This window comes from Paenibacillus violae, assembly GCF_032461945.1.
Taxonomy (GTDB): domain Bacteria; phylum Bacillota; class Bacilli; order Paenibacillales; family NBRC-103111; genus Paenibacillus_E; species Paenibacillus_E violae.
This window is the reverse complement of sequence record NZ_JAWCUD010000010.1, coordinates 49,226-64,579: the sequence shown is the minus strand read 5'-3', so window position 1 is coordinate 64,579 and position 15,354 is coordinate 49,226. Positions and strand designations below refer to the sequence as shown.

18 protein-coding genes are annotated in these 15,354 nt (G+C 42.7%); 3 read left to right on the top strand and 15 right to left on the bottom strand.

What is annotated here, in order from left to right; translation table 11 throughout:
- Window positions 1-74 precede the first annotated feature (74 nt).
- The 9 genes from RQP52_RS25115 to trpB form a co-directional block, all read right to left on the bottom strand.
- On the bottom strand, window positions 75-476 hold the full coding sequence (locus RQP52_RS25115; protein ID WP_315954373.1) for a TM2 domain-containing protein: 402 nt from the start codon (window positions 474-476) through the stop codon (window positions 75-77).
- 13 nt (window positions 477-489) lie between these two features.
- The gene (locus RQP52_RS25110) at window positions 490-828 is read right to left on the bottom strand and encodes a TM2 domain-containing protein (protein WP_127454005.1); all 339 of its coding nucleotides are present in this window, start codon (window positions 826-828) and stop codon (window positions 490-492) included.
- Window positions 829-991: 163 nt separating this feature from the next.
- Window positions 992-2,467 carry a M56 family metallopeptidase gene (locus tag RQP52_RS25105; RefSeq protein WP_315954372.1) on the bottom strand — a complete coding sequence of 492 codons (1,476 nt, stop codon included), beginning with the start codon at window positions 2,465-2,467 and terminating at the stop codon, window positions 992-994.
- 42 nt (window positions 2,468-2,509) lie between these two features.
- On the bottom strand, window positions 2,510-2,884 hold the full coding sequence (blaI, locus tag RQP52_RS25100) for a penicillinase repressor BlaI (protein ID WP_315954371.1): 375 nt from the start codon (window positions 2,882-2,884) through the stop codon (window positions 2,510-2,512).
- A 137-nt stretch (window positions 2,885-3,021) separates the two neighbouring features.
- The gene (locus tag RQP52_RS25095; RefSeq protein ID WP_315954370.1) at window positions 3,022-3,609 is read right to left on the bottom strand and encodes a YdeI/OmpD-associated family protein; all 588 of its coding nucleotides are present in this window, start codon (window positions 3,607-3,609) and stop codon (window positions 3,022-3,024) included.
- A 152-nt stretch (window positions 3,610-3,761) separates the two neighbouring features.
- Window positions 3,762-4,232 (bottom strand): phage tail protein, encoded by a 471-nt coding sequence (locus RQP52_RS25090; protein WP_315954369.1) that lies wholly within the window; start codon window positions 4,230-4,232, stop codon window positions 3,762-3,764.
- A 137-nt stretch (window positions 4,233-4,369) separates the two neighbouring features.
- On the bottom strand, window positions 4,370-5,566 hold the full coding sequence (locus tag RQP52_RS25085) for an MFS transporter (protein WP_315954368.1): 1,197 nt from the start codon (window positions 5,564-5,566) through the stop codon (window positions 4,370-4,372).
- Window positions 5,567-5,749: 183 nt separating this feature from the next.
- A complete protein-coding gene (locus RQP52_RS25080; protein ID WP_315954367.1) occupies window positions 5,750-7,492 on the bottom strand; it encodes an ABC-F family ATP-binding cassette domain-containing protein in 1,743 nt (580 codons plus the stop codon).
- 162 nt (window positions 7,493-7,654) lie between these two features.
- Complete coding sequence (gene trpB, locus RQP52_RS25075) at window positions 7,655-8,815, bottom strand: tryptophan synthase subunit beta (RefSeq protein ID WP_315954366.1); 1,161 nt, start codon at window positions 8,813-8,815, stop codon at window positions 7,655-7,657.
- 287 nt (window positions 8,816-9,102) lie between these two features.
- Here trpB and RQP52_RS25070 point away from each other — a divergent pair, with 287 nt between their 5' ends.
- The gene (locus RQP52_RS25070) at window positions 9,103-9,762 is read left to right on the top strand and encodes an FMN-dependent NADH-azoreductase (RefSeq protein WP_315954365.1); all 660 of its coding nucleotides are present in this window, start codon (window positions 9,103-9,105) and stop codon (window positions 9,760-9,762) included.
- Here RQP52_RS25070 and RQP52_RS25065 read toward each other — a convergent pair.
- Window positions 9,742-10,098: an HAD domain-containing protein gene (locus tag RQP52_RS25065; RefSeq protein WP_315954364.1), complete on the bottom strand. Its 357-nt coding sequence runs from the start codon at window positions 10,096-10,098 to the stop codon at window positions 9,742-9,744. The two genes, RQP52_RS25070 and RQP52_RS25065, sit on opposite strands and share 21 nt — an antisense overlap.
- 532 nt (window positions 10,099-10,630) lie before the next feature.
- The gene (locus RQP52_RS25060) at window positions 10,631-11,203 is read right to left on the bottom strand and encodes a Crp/Fnr family transcriptional regulator (RefSeq protein WP_315954580.1); all 573 of its coding nucleotides are present in this window, start codon (window positions 11,201-11,203) and stop codon (window positions 10,631-10,633) included.
- Between the two features lie 116 nt (window positions 11,204-11,319).
- Between RQP52_RS25060 and RQP52_RS25055 the strand changes: the two genes are divergently transcribed.
- Window positions 11,320-12,282 (top strand): NAD(P)-dependent alcohol dehydrogenase, encoded by a 963-nt coding sequence (locus tag RQP52_RS25055; protein WP_315954363.1) that lies wholly within the window; start codon window positions 11,320-11,322, stop codon window positions 12,280-12,282.
- 127 nt (window positions 12,283-12,409) lie between these two features.
- On the opposite strand, the gene RQP52_RS25050 is transcribed toward RQP52_RS25055, so the two are convergent.
- Complete coding sequence (locus RQP52_RS25050; RefSeq protein ID WP_126141448.1) at window positions 12,410-12,766, bottom strand: SET domain-containing protein; 357 nt, start codon at window positions 12,764-12,766, stop codon at window positions 12,410-12,412.
- Window positions 12,767-12,794: 28 nt separating this feature from the next.
- On the bottom strand, window positions 12,795-13,880 hold the full coding sequence (locus tag RQP52_RS25045; protein ID WP_126141447.1) for a CotH kinase family protein: 1,086 nt from the start codon (window positions 13,878-13,880) through the stop codon (window positions 12,795-12,797).
- Between the two features lie 223 nt (window positions 13,881-14,103).
- On the opposite strand from RQP52_RS25045, the gene RQP52_RS25040 reads away from it, so the two are divergent.
- Entirely contained in the window at window positions 14,104-14,412 is a 309-nt protein-coding gene (locus RQP52_RS25040; RefSeq protein ID WP_315954362.1) for a hypothetical protein, read from the top strand.
- A gap of 228 nt (window positions 14,413-14,640) precedes the next feature.
- Here RQP52_RS25040 and rlmH read toward each other — a convergent pair whose 3' ends face one another.
- Entirely contained in the window at window positions 14,641-15,120 is a 480-nt protein-coding gene (gene rlmH, locus RQP52_RS25035; protein ID WP_315954361.1) for a 23S rRNA (pseudouridine(1915)-N(3))-methyltransferase RlmH, read from the bottom strand.
- Window positions 15,121-15,178: 58 nt separating this feature from the next.
- A complete protein-coding gene (locus RQP52_RS25030; RefSeq protein ID WP_127454029.1) occupies window positions 15,179-15,346 on the bottom strand; it encodes a CxxH/CxxC protein in 168 nt (55 codons plus the stop codon).
- Between the last annotated feature and the right edge of the window lie 8 nt (window positions 15,347-15,354).

The following is a 15,354-nucleotide window of genomic DNA, read 5'->3' as shown; positions in this document are numbered from 1 at the left end:
GATTAATTAGTGTGGTCATTGCGTATAAAAAAGAGAGGCCGTTTGAAACCTTGTGGTTTCTGACGGCCTCATTCTTATTGGTTCATACTTGTTGCTTTGATACGACGAATCACTACACGTTCCTGCTCCTGATTCATCTCTTCTATTCTTCTGTTTAGAAAAAAAGCATCGATCCAGCTCCAAAGCAAAGATCCAGCTAATATGGCTATGCTAAACCATAAAAGAAAGTAACTAAATGCTTCTAACTCTGTGTAGACCACCAGTAGAATGATCGCAAGACCCGGAACGACCGTAGCAGCAAACATCATGCTGGCATACAGATAATTCTCTGTATAATAACGGTGAGCTCCAAAATAATGCAGCACAGACCATAGCGCCCATACAACTTCCTTAGATTTGCGCTTCTTCAGCAGTTCTGCTTCTAAAATAGCTAGTTCTTCCAGTGTTAGCGTACGCAATAAATTTAAATTATCCATAATATGATGTTCGTTATGCCTGCGCTACAGCAGCTTCTGAGTTGGCTCGCGCTTGGTGGATCAGACGGATTTCGGAAATAATCTCATTCTCAACTTTTTCATTCGTATCTCTAATCATCCCTGATAACAGGAACAAATCAACGAGTGACCAAATACCCAAACCGCCAAGTGTGAGTAACATAGCTACTCCTGTTCCAATTCGACCTAAATAGAAACGGTGACCTCCAAATGAGCAAGTGAAAAACCAGAGTAGCCATGCAATACCACCTGATTTCTGTTTCTTACTCATCTCGGAAGCAAGCAATTGAAGCTGTTCCGATGTTAAACTCTGTTTTTGCAATAGTGACGACATAGTTCGACCCCTTCTCGTATAATGTTTAAATTATACCGTGAGGAAGTATCATTTTATATCAATTTTCCCTAAATTTTGGTCAAGTTTTCACAAAGATTCGTATAGAAAAAGAAGAAAACACCCTCAAAGGTATCTTCTTCTTGGTTAACTTTGCCCTGAAAGTTTACTGAGCCGCTTGCTCCGGAGTTAGCACTCTGGCGGTTGGCTCAGCCTGTGCCGGCCGAGTATCCGGTACCGGTGCTGGCACTGCCGTCGGCCTTTTGACATCTCGGGATGAAGGCACTGCCGTTACCTCACTCGCTTGTCGTGATGCAGCAGGTGCTTGTCTTGGACTCTCCGCTGCCTGAGCCGCAGCACGTCTTGCCTCTGTGACGGAGGCTACCGGTGAAGGCTTCGACTCGTTCGTTCTTGATACTACTGCTGTTGGCCTAGCTTCTTCCGCGGTAACTTTTGGTGGTGCAGTCGGTGTCACGGAGTTAATAGTTTGTGTATCACCTGTTGTTTCCGGCTTTTTATCCGTATCAGTTGTCTGCGTACTTGTATTTGTTGTATCTGTTGAGTTTGCAGTATTTGTTGTTTCCGTCGTCTTTTGATCAATAGCCGGAGAGCTCGGTGGAGCCGAAGCTTGCTTATCCGTATTCGTCGCATTCGTCAATGAACATCCGCTAATTATCAAAACAGCAGCTAAGCCAACGAACGACCAACGGTACGAATTAAATTGAAACTGTTTAATCATGATAATTCTCCTTTTTAACTGTGACTTACTGCCCGATAAATTAACATTGCCAGGTACACTTACAGGACGTACATAGCTTTCCAATAACTGAATGAGCGTATATCCGTAACTGTCTCTTCCCGCTGGCTCAAGATAAGAAAGTGCTAACGCGTCGCTTGCAATCTCCTGATCCTCGCGCATGCGTTGATTCGCGTACCAAAGAACAGGATTGAACCAATGAATAATCAATAAAAATTGCATGATCCAATTGATGCCAATATCATTCCGTTTGCAGTGGGCCAGCTCATGCAGAAAGATATGCCGCAATTGTTCCTGGCTTAAGCTATTAATCACCCTCTGAGGTATAACTAACCGTGGTTTCCAGAATCCAAAAAGCGTGGGCATCGTCAATTGATCCGATACGACTAGTGTAACGGGTTTATGTACCGACATTAGCTCTTGGCATCGGGAAAACAATTGCAGGATGCCGGCGTCTGTAATCGGACTCGTTTCTTTTGTTATTTTCCGCGCAAATTTACGGTTAATCACCACCGTGTATATGCCAAATACGACAATACCAAGCAACCATACATACATGGAGTACCTGTACAAAATAGTACCTACTGAGTCCACAGCAGCCAATCTCTCTTGTGTTCCTATCTGAACCACGGAGTCGATTTCGTGAATGCCACCAGAGTAAGCTATCCAATTGTAGATGCTTAAATCGCTTTCCAGGTCCCAGGGTAGGAGCAGTCGCACCATGACCAATAACCACAGGAGATAGTGCCATCTTGGTTTTATCCGTTTATGCAGGACACGTTGGGTTAGCATGATCAACACTACCGTAATGGCGGCCATTACCGATACCGACAAAATCCACTCAAAAACACCCTTGAGAAGTTCATTGGTTTGGTTCACTTTCACCCTTTCCTTCCTGAAGCAGCGCCGCCTGTTCGGGCATCGCTGTTAGTTGGATTTATTTTCCAAAAGTTGTTTTAACTCTTTAATATCTTCCTCCGACAGCTGCTCCTCCTTCAAAAAGTTAACCAGCATCGGCTTAAAGGCACCGCCATACATTCTTTTCAGAAAAGATTGCGTCTCTGACTTCACACATTCCCCCTCAGAAACTAAAGGGAAATAGGCATACACTCTGTTTTCTTGCGTAAAAGACAGCGCCTGCTTCTGCGTTAATCGGTTTAACAGCGTTCGAATCGTTTTCGGCTTCCACTCCGTCTGATCCTGCATTGCTTCAATCACTTCATTCGCCGTGCGTGGCGACTGATTCCAGAGCACCTTCATAACTTCCCATTCGGCATCCGTAATATGTGGGACAGTTTTCACATTAGCTACCTCCTTTCTACTTGGATTACAAATGTAATACAAACTCAGTATTACATTTGTAATCCATACTTGTCAAGTTCAACGGCTAGGTCATGAAATAACAAAAAAACCACCCTGCAAACGGATGGTTTTCCTCTTTAATCGTTTAATCCCTTTCCATCGAGAATTTTCTGCACATTTTTCTCCACCCGTGACTCTCGCGTTTTAGATTGTTTGGGCTCAGAGAAATGAAGAAGATAATTTCTTTGCCGTCCGGGTGTTAAGGCTCCAAAGGCCGTTTTCAAAGCAGGGTTCTCATCGAGCTTCATTTGAAACTCTTCTGCAACTGTGAATTCTGTCTGCTTTTTAAAACTTACTTCCAAACCGGCTTTTTCAACTTCAATCGCTTCGTTAATGTAGTCTTTCAAGATCGACTCCATTGCAAGGATTTCCCGAACATGGGTGAACCGAATCTGGCGCCCCGCCTGGACATTCTCGGTTTGTTGAATAAGGATACCATGAGCATCTTTTAGCAGAACTCCCTTGTGAAACAAAAGCGCGCAGTAGTCTTTAAACCCGTGTATGAGAACAACATTTTTATCCTGAATCGTGTAGCAAGGATGCATCCACTTATATTCCTCGGTTAACTGGCAGCCAAGAACGATTCTTCTCAACTCTACGTATTCTTCCTTCCAGGTTTTAGCCTTACTAATAAATTCGTCAACCTTAGGATTCGTTTTTGTCATGAAAGATCACCTCCGTACAACTTATTCGTCTTCATCGCGTTAGCTGTCATTGTTGCGGTCAGTCGCTTTTAACATCACACAACCATATGTAGCGTAAATAAGGGTGTCCCAAAAGCCATGGAAATGGCAGGGGCACCCTCTTATTTCAAGCTTCAGTTATACGTATATTCTCCTTTGATTACGAAAAACGAACCCCGAATCGTTCCAGCCAATTTAGACTTCTGCCTAGCGAACTTGAACTTCGATTCTAACTCCTTAGGTATCTCCATACCCTCAGAAAGCTTAAACCCAACCGCCCGCTTCTTAGGATCATCCACGGTATACATGACATTGATCGACAGGCCATCCTCGTAAAAAACATAGGTAAACTGAATATTTTCCACTTGAAAATGCGACGTTTCTAGAGGCTTGGCAGCAAACTCAATGTCACGTTCTTTTAAAATTTTGTTCGCATAATCAAGATTTTCCTGACTTTCGCTAGCGGGTACAACCTCGAATTCATGCTTGTATTTGTTCATGAAATAACGGGCTTCATTCGCACGTAAACCGGCAAGCGCTTCTGCTACAGGCGAAGATTCTAAACCTACTGTAGACACATTTTTAAAATCAACGATGTACGACATTTTCATCCCTCATATTCTCTCATTATTTGATAGTACTAGGATTCCATATTTGCCCAATTGTTAAACAGTCCTACTATACATATTATAGCAAAAAGTAGACCACCCTGAGGAAGGATAGTCTACTTTCGTGTTTTTATTTACTTGGCATAGACCATTTTCTTATTGAACATCATCGTAGACAGTAGCGTAATAAGCGCAATTGATCCGACTATAAGAGAAAGCATCCATATTGCGTAGCTAAAGCCATAAATAGTGGAAGCCAAACCACCGCCAAATGCGCTGGCTCCTTGGAACAGATAAGAGACGACAAAAACAGAAGATAAAAACTGCGCTTTGTTTTCAGGTGACGCGTACATGTTCGCAAGGCCAATCCCTCCGGTTACAGAGAATCCATAACCAAGTCCTCCGGTAATCGACGACGTTACGAATAGGATGAAAGAATGCATTTCTGACGCCATGACAAGAAGAACCAATGTCGAGCTTATCAGAACCGTTCCGATACGAATTGAAGGCAGCGGACTCATTCGCCCTGCAATTGTAGCACCCACCGCAATTAGCAAACTCAAAATCGATAACACCATACCGATCACAAGAATATCTTTCGTCCCAACGACATCGCGCGCAATTTGAGCCCCAAGAGATAAAAATATTCCTCCATAGGCAAAGCCGATTCCTACGGCTAATGCTGCCAGGAGATAAATGCCCCATAATCCTTTCGGTACCTTAATCCCCGCTGGTTTCCAGTTCGATTTATCGCCAGATCGAGATGTTTGATTTTTCGGAAGGAAGAAACACAGGATCATGCTGACAAATATGAGTAAGGATAAAACCCAATAACTTAAATGTAGCGGGAATGGCTCATACTTAATTAGAATTGCCCCAAGAATTAATGCAATGAACACACCAACTGCCTGAGTAATCGTGTTTATCGATCCGGGAAATTTCGTGTTCGATGTCGGATTAAACTCTACAAGCGCTGCGGCCCCCGCCCCCGATGTCAATCCAACTCCAAAGCCCTGCAGTGCTCGGGCGACAAACAGCCAGTGCAAGTTCGGAGCTAAGGCAAAAACGAATGCGCCAAAGAGGAGGAAAGTAAGTCCGATCATTAACGTCATTCGGCGTCCGATGTAATCTGAAATATTACCTACGATTACAAGCACGAAGATGATTGCAATAGGATACATAGCAAAGATACCTGTCGTTGTTGATTTCGAGAGATGCCAATCTGTTGCATATAATGGAAACACAATGGAAGGCGCTGCACTAGACCATAAACAGAGCACGAGCACCCAGGCGACTATCCAAAATGCTGCTTTGGTTGAATTGCCTTTCATTTGTCATCCTCCAAGAAATAATAAGTTTTGGCGAAAAAGCGATATCGTGTAGTCTTCCCTTTTTCCAATTACTTATTATATAAGAAGGCGACATATAGAAGCTCAGGGTTTGCGAAAAACAGATGCCGCACCAAAAGGGCCTTTCCTGTATTCGGAAGAGCCCTTTTTCAGGATTATTGTCTTCTAAAGCAACTTAATCAGCTCTTCTAGCTCATCAACCAAAACTTTTGCAAGTTCAAAATTCGTATCTTTTAAAGCCAATTCTATTTTCATTTCAAGTGATTTTTTATTTTGCTCATGTTCTAGATAGTCTCTATCAAAATGACTAGCATAAATCATCTGTCTAAATTTTCGCATACTCATTTTTCTAATCGTCTTATCGTCAATGATTAAAACATAATCCATACCATTTACAACCGAATAGAAATCATGAGAAATCATGAGAATCGCACCTTTATAGTCTTCAATGGCTTTCTCTAGCGCTATTTGTGTATACGTGTCCAAATGGCTTGTCGGTTCATCAAGAAGCAAAACGTTTGCTTTACTGGCAGAAACCTTAGCCAATTGAAGCATATTTTTTTCTCCACCAGATAAAGAAGCTATCCTTTGATTAACGATTTCCCCTTCAAAGCCATAGTTTGAAATAAATGTTCTAATCTCATCATAAGTTTTAAACCCAGCATCGATGAATTCTTCTAGTATTGTATTAGAATCTTTTAGCATTTCGCCTTGAAACTGAGATAAATATGCCACTTTAACATCAGGATTAACTTCAATTGCAGCATGCTTATTTTTAAAGATATCTCGGAGTAAGGTCGTTTTTCCGGTACCGTTTGGACCAATAATGGCTACTTTATCCGTAGATTTTATCTCAAAGTTAACATTATCTAAAAGCAACTCATCAAAAGTAACACTATAATTATTGACTTTTACAACAACGCTGTCTTCAATTTCATTATCCATACCAAAACGAATATTCGGTTGCTTAATATCAACGAATGGCGCTTTAATTCTACGCGCTTCCAATCTCTCTTGAAACCTAACTCTAGCTTTTAATGCTCTGCCTCTAGATGCTTCTGAATTAATAGTTGCGATAACTCTAAGATTATCAATAATGTTATCGTATCTCTCAATTTCTTCTTGCTCAGCGACTGCGATCTCTTGCAACTCAATTTTTGTCTGAAGTAATGAGAAAGTATACTCCATATATCGCCCATCAAACTCTTGGATCTCCATGTTTTCAAGGTGTATGATTTTATTGAAACAATGGTTCAATAGATATCGGTTGTGCGTAACAACAAGCAGTATTCCTTTGTGAGAATTAATCAGATTTTTAAGTGCATTTAGGTTTTCGAAGTCTAAAAATACATCTGGTTCATCCATAATCATTAAGTCTGGACTACTAAGCATTTCCTTCATCACTTGAATAAGTTTGAATTCCCCGCCACTTAGATCGGATACCCTAAGATCCTTTAGCTTCATGAGGTTTGCTAGATTTAGTTTCTTATTGATATTACTTTCAAAATCAGCCCCACCGATTGAATCAAATGCGTCTAAAGCTAATTGATACTTGTCTAATAACGATTCAATATCATCCGGTGATGTTTCCATTTCCGTACAAATCGATGTTATTTCATCTTGTATCTTAATAAATTCTTCCCCTATATATTCAAAAACCGTTGTTTCTTTCGTTTTGTCGAATTGTGGGAATTGACTTACATGCCTAATTTTGCAAGTCGGATCTATTTCTAACTTGCCCTCGAACAAATATCTTTCTGGATCCATAAGTATATCTATCAATGTACTTTTTCCACTGCCACTTGTTCCTATAAAAGCGCAATGTTGTGCCTCTTCAAGCGTAAATGAAACGTTTGTATATAGTTCTTTTTGCGGAAATGAGAAGGATAGGTTTTCAACTTTTATCATAGTGTTACCTTTCTTTGCAAAACGTAGAGTATGTGTTTACCGTTGTAAGAGTAACACTGTTTACTATCAACTACAATCCTATTCGAGTAATAGCAGCATTTACCTGTCCATCGTCTACAGAGCCAAATCAAAAGGGCGTCCTATTGGACGCCCTTCGTCTCTCTATTTAAGCATTTGATAAACTTGCTCGACATCCTTATCTCCGCGGCCTGACAGATTGACGATAATAATTTGATCTTCGCTCATCGTCGGCGCCAACTGCTTCGCGTAGGCAACTGCATGCGCGCTCTCTAAGGCAGGAATGATTCCCTCCGTGCGCGACAGTTCTTGGAAGGCTTCCAGCACTTCCTCATTCGTGACCGTTGCATATTCAGCCCGGCCCGTCACCTTCAGGTGGCTATGCTCCGGCCCAATGCCCGGATAATCCAGCCCCGCGGCGATGGAATAGGTCTTCTTCGGCTGTCCTTCCTCGTCCAGCAGCACTAAACACTTAAAGCCGTGGATGATGCTCGGAACGCCTTGGGTCAAAGACGGAGCCTGATCGGGCTCGACCCCGATTAAGCGAACGCTCGGCTCGTCGATGTAATGAGCGAACGCGCCGATAGCATTACTCCCGCCGCCTGTGCAGGCCACCACCGCATCCGGTAAACGGCCTTCTTTCTCCACAATCTGCCGTTTCGATTCTTCACTAATAATGGCCTGGAAGTGCTTGACCATCGTTGGAAACGGATGCGGACCGACAGCGGAGCCTAGCAAATAGAATGTATTTTTATAATTGCGAACCAGATCGTCCAATGCCTCATCTACCGCATCTTTCAATCTTCCTTGTCCTTTATGTACCGGTACAACCGTCGCACCCAGCAGCTCCATACGGAACACATTAAGCGCCTGCCGACGAGTATCCTCAGCTCCCATATAGATGATGCATTCCATATTAAACATAGCGCAAGCCGTTGCCGTAGCAACACCATGCTGTCCGGCACCCGTCTCAGCAATAATCCGCTTCGCCCCCATCCTTTTAGCAAGCAGGATCTGGCCAATTGCGTTGTTGATCTTATGCGCTCCGGTATGATTTAAATCCTCGCGCTTTAAGTATATTTTCGGCCCTCCCCAAGCTTTGGTCAGCCGCTCCGCATACGTTAATGGATTCTCACGTCCAACATATTCGCTTAGATAATAACGAAGCTCTTCCTTAAACTCCGGATCGTCTCTAAACTTGTAAAATTGCTCACTCAAATAACTCAACACTTCCTGTAATTCCGGCGGGACGAAGCTGCCGCCAAACTCCCCAAAGTATCCCTCTTGCTGCAATTGTTGGTCCATAAGTAAGCGCCTCCATTTTATAAGATAGGAATGGTACTCTCTCCTAATATCTTACCATAATTTTCTGGTGTCGTATTTAAAAGAAAATAGGCAAACTATGTCCTGAGGCTCGGCCAACGAATGCGCTAGTGCGGGAGATAAAAAACATAGCAGCACCGATTTCATTTTGTTTATTTACATAAATTTCTTGGTTTAATAAATTGACATGTAATTGGGGAAGTTATATTATGGACTATATAAATCGACGATTAATTGGATCTATAATATATTCCTAGGAGGAAATATACATGAGTAAATTACTTATCATCAATGCACACCCGGATTTTGATTCCAAAACCTCTGCAAGTCTCGATGTATTTAACTATTTTCTGAAAGTATACAAAGAGAAGCATTCGAATGACGAGGTTATTGAACAAATTAACCTATACGACGACGAAGTACCCGCACTTGATAAAAATGTATTGAGCGCATGGTCGAAACTAGCGGAAGAGAAAGAATTAACTAGTCAAGAAAAAGAAGTAACAGATCGTATGAATACCCTGCTACAGCAATTCAAAAGTGCTAATAAATACGTCATTGTATTTCCAATGCATAACTTCAGTATCCCCTCGAAACTAAAGGATTATATAGATAATGTTATGATTGCGCGGGAAACATTTAAATATATCAGCCCCCCAATGAGTAACGGAAGAGCATCCATCGGACTTCTTGATGATGGAAGAAGCGTCGTTACCATTCAAGCCAGTGGGTCCATTTACACCAATAATGACTTTTATTCTGAACTGGAGTACTCGAATAAATTTTTGAAGTCCATGTTTGATTTAATGGGAATTGAAGATTTTGAAGCGGTGCGAATTCAAGGAACAGCATTTTTGGACAGAAATGAAGTGTTGCAAAAGGGATATAAAGATGCTGAGGAGCAGGCTTTAAGATTGGCGGCTAAGTAAGATATATAAAAGCAAAAACCACTTCTTATTATAGGAGTGGTTTCTTACATCTATAACACAATCCTCAAGACCATTAGCCTTGAAAATTGATTGTAGTTGAACCAATGTTCTTCCTTCTCTCCATGATGATGAAATGATGTTTTTTGCTCCAGTGGCATTAAGTATCTCGATGAGATTTTGAACGCAGGTCTTGTCGAACGTGTGACCAAAATACTTACCACTTGGAGTTAAAGAATTTGTAGTCACTAATACTCCGTCAATATTTAAGAAGATTACCTTCAAACAAAAAAATTGATCCCTGTAACAGAAGTCATGTGTGCGTGGGGAGTAAATCATAATGAACGGCTATAAGCCTCCATCAACATCATCGCGGCTTGCACGATTTCAGCCGGCGGAGCGTCCGGGCCAATCAATCGCGCGGTCATGCAGAATCCTTCCATCAGCAACCTCTACCAAAAACCGCTAGGGTAATCTCATGCTACTTCAAAAGTTCTTCGTGATTTTCCCTAAGGTGTCCCTCTATAACTTGCAAATAGAGGGATACGATGGTAAGCACGAAAAACTTGGAGAAGAAGGCTTCAAAAACTATATCTCTTCAATCCTAAATCGTAACTGATAACCGCCATCCTACTCTCTTCAAGAGTCCACCAAACAAAGCGGCCTCTTTTTAGTTTCTGAGCTTTACAAGCAATAATGCTTCAAATTTCGCCCTACTTGTGATAAGGCTCTCCGAGTTGTCTATAACGGCAAGTTTGAATGGCACCTGGGAGGGTGCCCTTTCTGTATTTCCAGGCTCGTCTATTGACTTAAATCAATGCAAGGAAACATCCCCCTAGTTACAATTACGGTATTCGGACCCGTTTAAGTCTTACTGGATTCTCTTCTTAATTCGGCTTAGCGACTCCGGAGTAATGCCGAGATAACTGGCCAATTGATGTTGGGGTACACGGTCGATTAGAGAGGGGCGTTTCGTTAGAAGTGTTTTGACGCGTTCTTCAGGCGAAGAAGCGATATAAGCAGCGAATTCCTCTTGGACCTGACTAAAGTTCTCCTCCATCATCCTGCGGGTCATTGATTCCAATTGAGGGTGCTTATTGTACATGTCCTTTTCCTTATCCAGATCGCCAACGACCATTACCGAATCTTCTGCGCACACGAAAGTAAAATCGGAAGACTTGTCTGGTTTGTGATGATTAAAAATCGCGATGGCTTGCTCTTCGGTATAAAAATTGGATGTGACTTCTCTACCCTCTTCATCGATCGAATACTGCCTTACGCAGCCTTTCAAGATGAAATAGCATGCTGTAGGAATATCTCCTTGTTCAAAAAGAACGTCTCCTTTTGTAAATTCTTCTATGCGAATTTCGTTCACTATGGCTTGCTGATCTTCCTCGTTAAGAGAAGTCCATCTCGAAATGTATTTGTATAGGATGTCTTTCATCATCTCTTGCCTTCATCTCCCTGTCGCCCGTTCTTTCTCCTATCCATTTTCTACCACAGGGGAGCCTCTTGTAAATGTCCGTTGAAGTGAAATTTAATGCTAGGAGGGGAAAACCCATGAAAGCCATGGTTCAAATCTCGTATGGTTCGCCGGAAGTGATTGTTCTGCAACAAATCGCGAAGCCTTCGCCTGGAAACAAGGAGCTTCTCATACGTGTCCAAGCTGCCAAGGTAGGGCCGTCGGACTGCGCTTTTCGCAAGGGTAATCCGTTTATGATTAAACTGATTTACGGGTTATCCAGACCGAAATTTGCAATAGGAGGAACCGAGTTAGCTGGAGTGGTCGAAGCGGTCGGAAGAGAAGTACAGCATTTTAAGCCAGGGGATCGCATCTTGGGGATGAGCGTCAAAAACTTCGGTGCTTACGCCGAATATAAGTGTCTTTCCGAAGAGAGCCCTCTTGCGGTTATACCGGACAGCCTTACCTTTGAAGAAGCCGTCGGCGTCTGTGACGGAGGCGCCACCGCATTGACGTTTCTAAGGGATAAGGCAAAATTGCGGGAAGGACAGAAAGTGCTGATTAATGGCGCCTCAGGGGCCGTCGGTATCTACGCTGTGCAATTGGCCAAATACTATGGCGCTGAAGTAACCGCTGTTTGCTCTGGAGGCAACGAAGGTCTGGTCAGAAGAGCAGGGGCAGACTTCGTTATTGACTATACCCAGGAAGATTTCACGAAGGCGGACAAAGCCTATGATGTCGTTTTTGATGCTGTAGGCAAACGCTCCTTCTCAGCAAGTAAGCGAGTGCTAACGGCTAAGGGGATTTATCTGACTACCGCACCTAGGTTGTCTATCCTTCTGCAAATGATGTGGACATCTCTGTTGAAAGGCAAAAGGGCTGTTTTCGCAACAGCCGGGCTTATGCAAAACCAATCGAATTTAGCGTTTCTCATGGAACTCGCCAACAATAGAATACTGAACGCCGTTATCGATCGTCGATATCCTTTGGAGTATCTGCCAGATGCCCACAAATATGTAGAGACCGAACGTAAAAAAGGTAATGTGCTAATTTGGTTCTGAAGCCAACGTTACCTTACGCTCAAAACTTGCCTTTACTTGTGGTACGGTTCTCCGTATCATCGTTTAAGGGAACTTTAAGGGCGCCCTATTGGAGGACGCCCATATTTTCGGAGAGTATTCTACCTGTTTAATCGATGACCTTAAACCACAAGGAAGATTGGTCCTCAGGGTCTCCATTGTAATTAATCAAAATCTCTTCTCCCGCTTCAATATCTTTGTAGGCATAGAAGTCAATGGTTAGATTCTTTTTATTCGAGATATATCTCGCATTGGGAGAGAAAGAGTGATTGTATAAACAACCGTATCCTAGAGCTATAGCTTTATCCTCTCCCCACCGAAATACATAGTTTTTGAGGATGCTTGTCCTCATTTGTTCCCATTCGTTTTTGGAAACAACGATAATTGGGGCTGACTCAAGTAAATCACCTTTTTTAAAACTCCCGGTTGCATAAATTCCTCTGCCATATTTCTTTGTATTACTCATTTTCAGTTTTATCAGTGTACTCCCTCCTTTACTCAAGATCCTTTAAATGCTTTCGAAGATAGCTGTTGCGTTGTTCAATGAAGCGAAGGATTAATTCTGGCTCGCTATTAAATAGCGCAATAGTTTGCTTCTTATACGGATCTAAAGAAATATAGGGATTTAATTGCTTGTGGAGATTGGCTACCATAGGTTCAATAGCCTTAACTGTAAATTTCGTTTCTAGAACCTCAGCCATCATACGACGGTATTGCTGCCTTATTTCCAAAACATCCAGAAGACGTGCAGTGAGCGTATTATAGCCTTCGATTGGAACGGCATCAAATTCCATTATGTCGCCATTCCAATTTCGACCCCAAGTTGCGTCATAATCCCAAGGGATCATTTGATATAAACCCGTCTCTTCATTTCGAAATATAGAATAGTTGTGAATAAACCCATCATAGTTTTGGGTACACACGGCCCCGCATAGCCACAATAAGTAATTGTCGATATTCATATCCTTTTTAATCGCTTCACCAAATTCCTCTCGGTTAGTTGTATTTATTTTTATAATAAACCTTTCTAAATCTTGATTATCCTTATCGCTACCTATTTTTTGATAATATCCAGATAGAAGTGAAGATTTTGGCTTTTCCTTTGGTGTTAATAGAGAAAAGTTTGCATGGTTGATCGTGGCATAATAAATAGGACCAGACGGCAGTCCTCTTTTTTGTAAAAAGAATTCATCCACCGATTCAAGTTCTAGATAAATTCCCTTTGTCTCCCCGTTCAATTCTAGAAGGACATGCTTACTAATTGGAGCAATACTCCCAATACTCTCGAAAAAATCAAAGGAAAGCTTGTTGCGTATTAAGGAAGGATCCCGGTATTCAGCATTTAAGTGTATCTCACGGGCAGCAAACTCTTCTTTATATGACCTAAAGTCGATGCTATAGGATTTCTTCCGAAATTTACGGGTATGATCTCCCCGATAGGATAATCCAATCTCATAAGGAATATTTTCTACAACTAATCTGGAGGGAACATGATCATCTTTCCATACATCTTGCATTAGTATCTTTAGATCTTTCGGCTCAATCGTTATACCATAAGTGGGGATAGAAGTATCTTCCATAAAATCATTCCCTTGCTTTTTTTATATCATATGAGAAAGCAAGTGGTGTTGATAATAAATTGGGGCTTAACACTAGAACAAATTAATATCAATAGACATAGAATACACTATCTGATTGTAAATAAATTTTAAGGAAGGTGATAATATGGGAGAAACTCAAATACTAGATTTAATAACACAAGCTAAAGATTCCGGGCTGGATGAGTTCTTAGTTCGAAATCCTATGTCAAAAAAAAGCAGCGGTGGTACTGACGGTACCGGCAAGAGCACTGGTAAAGGTACTGGCAAGGGCACTGGTAAAGGTACCGGCAAGGGCACTGGTAAAGGTACCGGCAAGGGCACTGGTAAAGGTACCGGCAAGGGCACTGGTAAAGGTACCGGCAAGGGCACTGGTAAAGGTACTGGCACAGGGGGCACTGGTAAAGGTACTGGCACAGGGGGCACTGGTAAAGGTACTGGCACAGGGGGCACTGGTAAAGGTACTGGCACAGGGGGCACTGGTAAAGGTACTGGCACAAGTTCCGTCAATTAGTAGATTAGGATTAAGAAGAATGAGCCTGATTAAAAAGAACACTGCGAATGAGATAGACCCAAACTATGTGCAAAGAAGCTTCCAAATCCACAATCTAGTGGAATGGAAGCTTCTTTATGCATGCAAATTCTGTCATGGTGGCTTATCGCTCTATCTTTAAGTTTTAAGGGCTATCGCATGGTTTCCTTTCTTTGTGACTTAGCGTTTTCCAATCCCAAAAATTTTGCGTCATTTGTGATACGGTTCCCCCCGATTTATCCGCATAGCGCGATAAATCTGCTCGACCAGCACCAGCCGCATCAACTGGTGCGGCAGCGTCATGCGGCCAAAGCTCAGCCGCATATCCGCACGGCGCAGCAGCTCGCTAGAGAGCCCCAGCGAGCCGCCGATCACGAAGGCCACCTGGCTCCGCCCATAGGTGGCCAACTTATCGAGCGAGGCCGCCAGCTGCTCGCTTGACCACATCTCGCCGTCGATGGCCAACGCCACGACGTACACATCCGCGCCGAGCTTGGCCAGCAGCCGCTCGCCTTCCTTCACGCGCACCTGCTGCTCCTCAGCTGCGCTCATGTTCTCCGGTGCCTTCTCATCCGGCACCTCAATCATTTGCACCTTGGCATAAGGCCCAAGGCGCTTGACGTACTCCGCGATCCCATCCACAAGATAGCGCTCCTTCAACTTCCCAACCGTTAAAATCTGTATCTGCATAAACGAATACTCCCTTTCTTAATCTATTCAAAAACAAAAAGGAAGGCCTCAGCCTTCCTCATACAACTAGAAATCGCGCCAACTCCTGGCAATGCTCACAATGGGAAGGAGGCTCCCAGTTCGCGAAGTGGGTTTTCAGCAAATCCACAACATCCGGCGCTTCCTCGTATTCATCGACAAACTCATCAATCGCGATTTCCACATGATCCTTACAAACTACGTGCATGCAACTAC

What these genes read in the sequence shown, in the direction of transcription:
- RQP52_RS25060 (WP_315954580.1), bottom strand. Translation starts at nt 11,203, where the DNA reads ATGAAAGACATCCTATACAAATACATTTCGAGATGGACTTCTCTTAAC.
- RQP52_RS25070 (WP_315954365.1), top strand. Translation starts at nt 9,103, where the DNA reads ATGAGTAAATTACTTATCATCAATGCACACCCGGATTTTGATTCCAAA.
- RQP52_RS25030 (WP_127454029.1), bottom strand. Translation starts at nt 15,346, where the DNA reads ATGCACGTAGTTTGTAAGGATCATGTGGAAATCGCGATTGATGAGTTT.
- RQP52_RS25110 (WP_127454005.1), bottom strand. Translation starts at nt 828, where the DNA reads ATGTCGTCACTATTGCAAAAACAGAGTTTAACATCGGAACAGCTTCAA.
- RQP52_RS25080 (WP_315954367.1), bottom strand. Translation starts at nt 7,492, where the DNA reads ATGATAAAAGTTGAAAACCTATCCTTCTCATTTCCGCAAAAAGAACTA.
- RQP52_RS25095 (WP_315954370.1), bottom strand. Translation starts at nt 3,609, where the DNA reads ATGACAAAAACGAATCCTAAGGTTGACGAATTTATTAGTAAGGCTAAA.
- trpB (WP_315954366.1), bottom strand. Translation starts at nt 8,815, where the DNA reads ATGGACCAACAATTGCAGCAAGAGGGATACTTTGGGGAGTTTGGCGGC.
- RQP52_RS25040 (WP_315954362.1), top strand. Translation starts at nt 14,104, where the DNA reads ATGTCAAAAAAAAGCAGCGGTGGTACTGACGGTACCGGCAAGAGCACT.
- RQP52_RS25050 (WP_126141448.1), bottom strand. Translation starts at nt 12,766, where the DNA reads ATGAGTAATACAAAGAAATATGGCAGAGGAATTTATGCAACCGGGAGT.
- RQP52_RS25090 (WP_315954369.1), bottom strand. Translation starts at nt 4,232, where the DNA reads ATGTCGTACATCGTTGATTTTAAAAATGTGTCTACAGTAGGTTTAGAA.
- RQP52_RS25065 (WP_315954364.1), bottom strand. Translation starts at nt 10,098, where the DNA reads ATGATTTACTCCCCACGCACACATGACTTCTGTTACAGGGATCAATTT.
- RQP52_RS25085 (WP_315954368.1), bottom strand. Translation starts at nt 5,566, where the DNA reads ATGAAAGGCAATTCAACCAAAGCAGCATTTTGGATAGTCGCCTGGGTG.
- RQP52_RS25045 (WP_126141447.1), bottom strand. Translation starts at nt 13,880, where the DNA reads ATGGAAGATACTTCTATCCCCACTTATGGTATAACGATTGAGCCGAAA.
- RQP52_RS25115 (WP_315954373.1), bottom strand. Translation starts at nt 476, where the DNA reads ATGGATAATTTAAATTTATTGCGTACGCTAACACTGGAAGAACTAGCT.
- rlmH (WP_315954361.1), bottom strand. Translation starts at nt 15,120, where the DNA reads ATGCAGATACAGATTTTAACGGTTGGGAAGTTGAAGGAGCGCTATCTT.
- RQP52_RS25055 (WP_315954363.1), top strand. Translation starts at nt 11,320, where the DNA reads ATGAAAGCCATGGTTCAAATCTCGTATGGTTCGCCGGAAGTGATTGTT.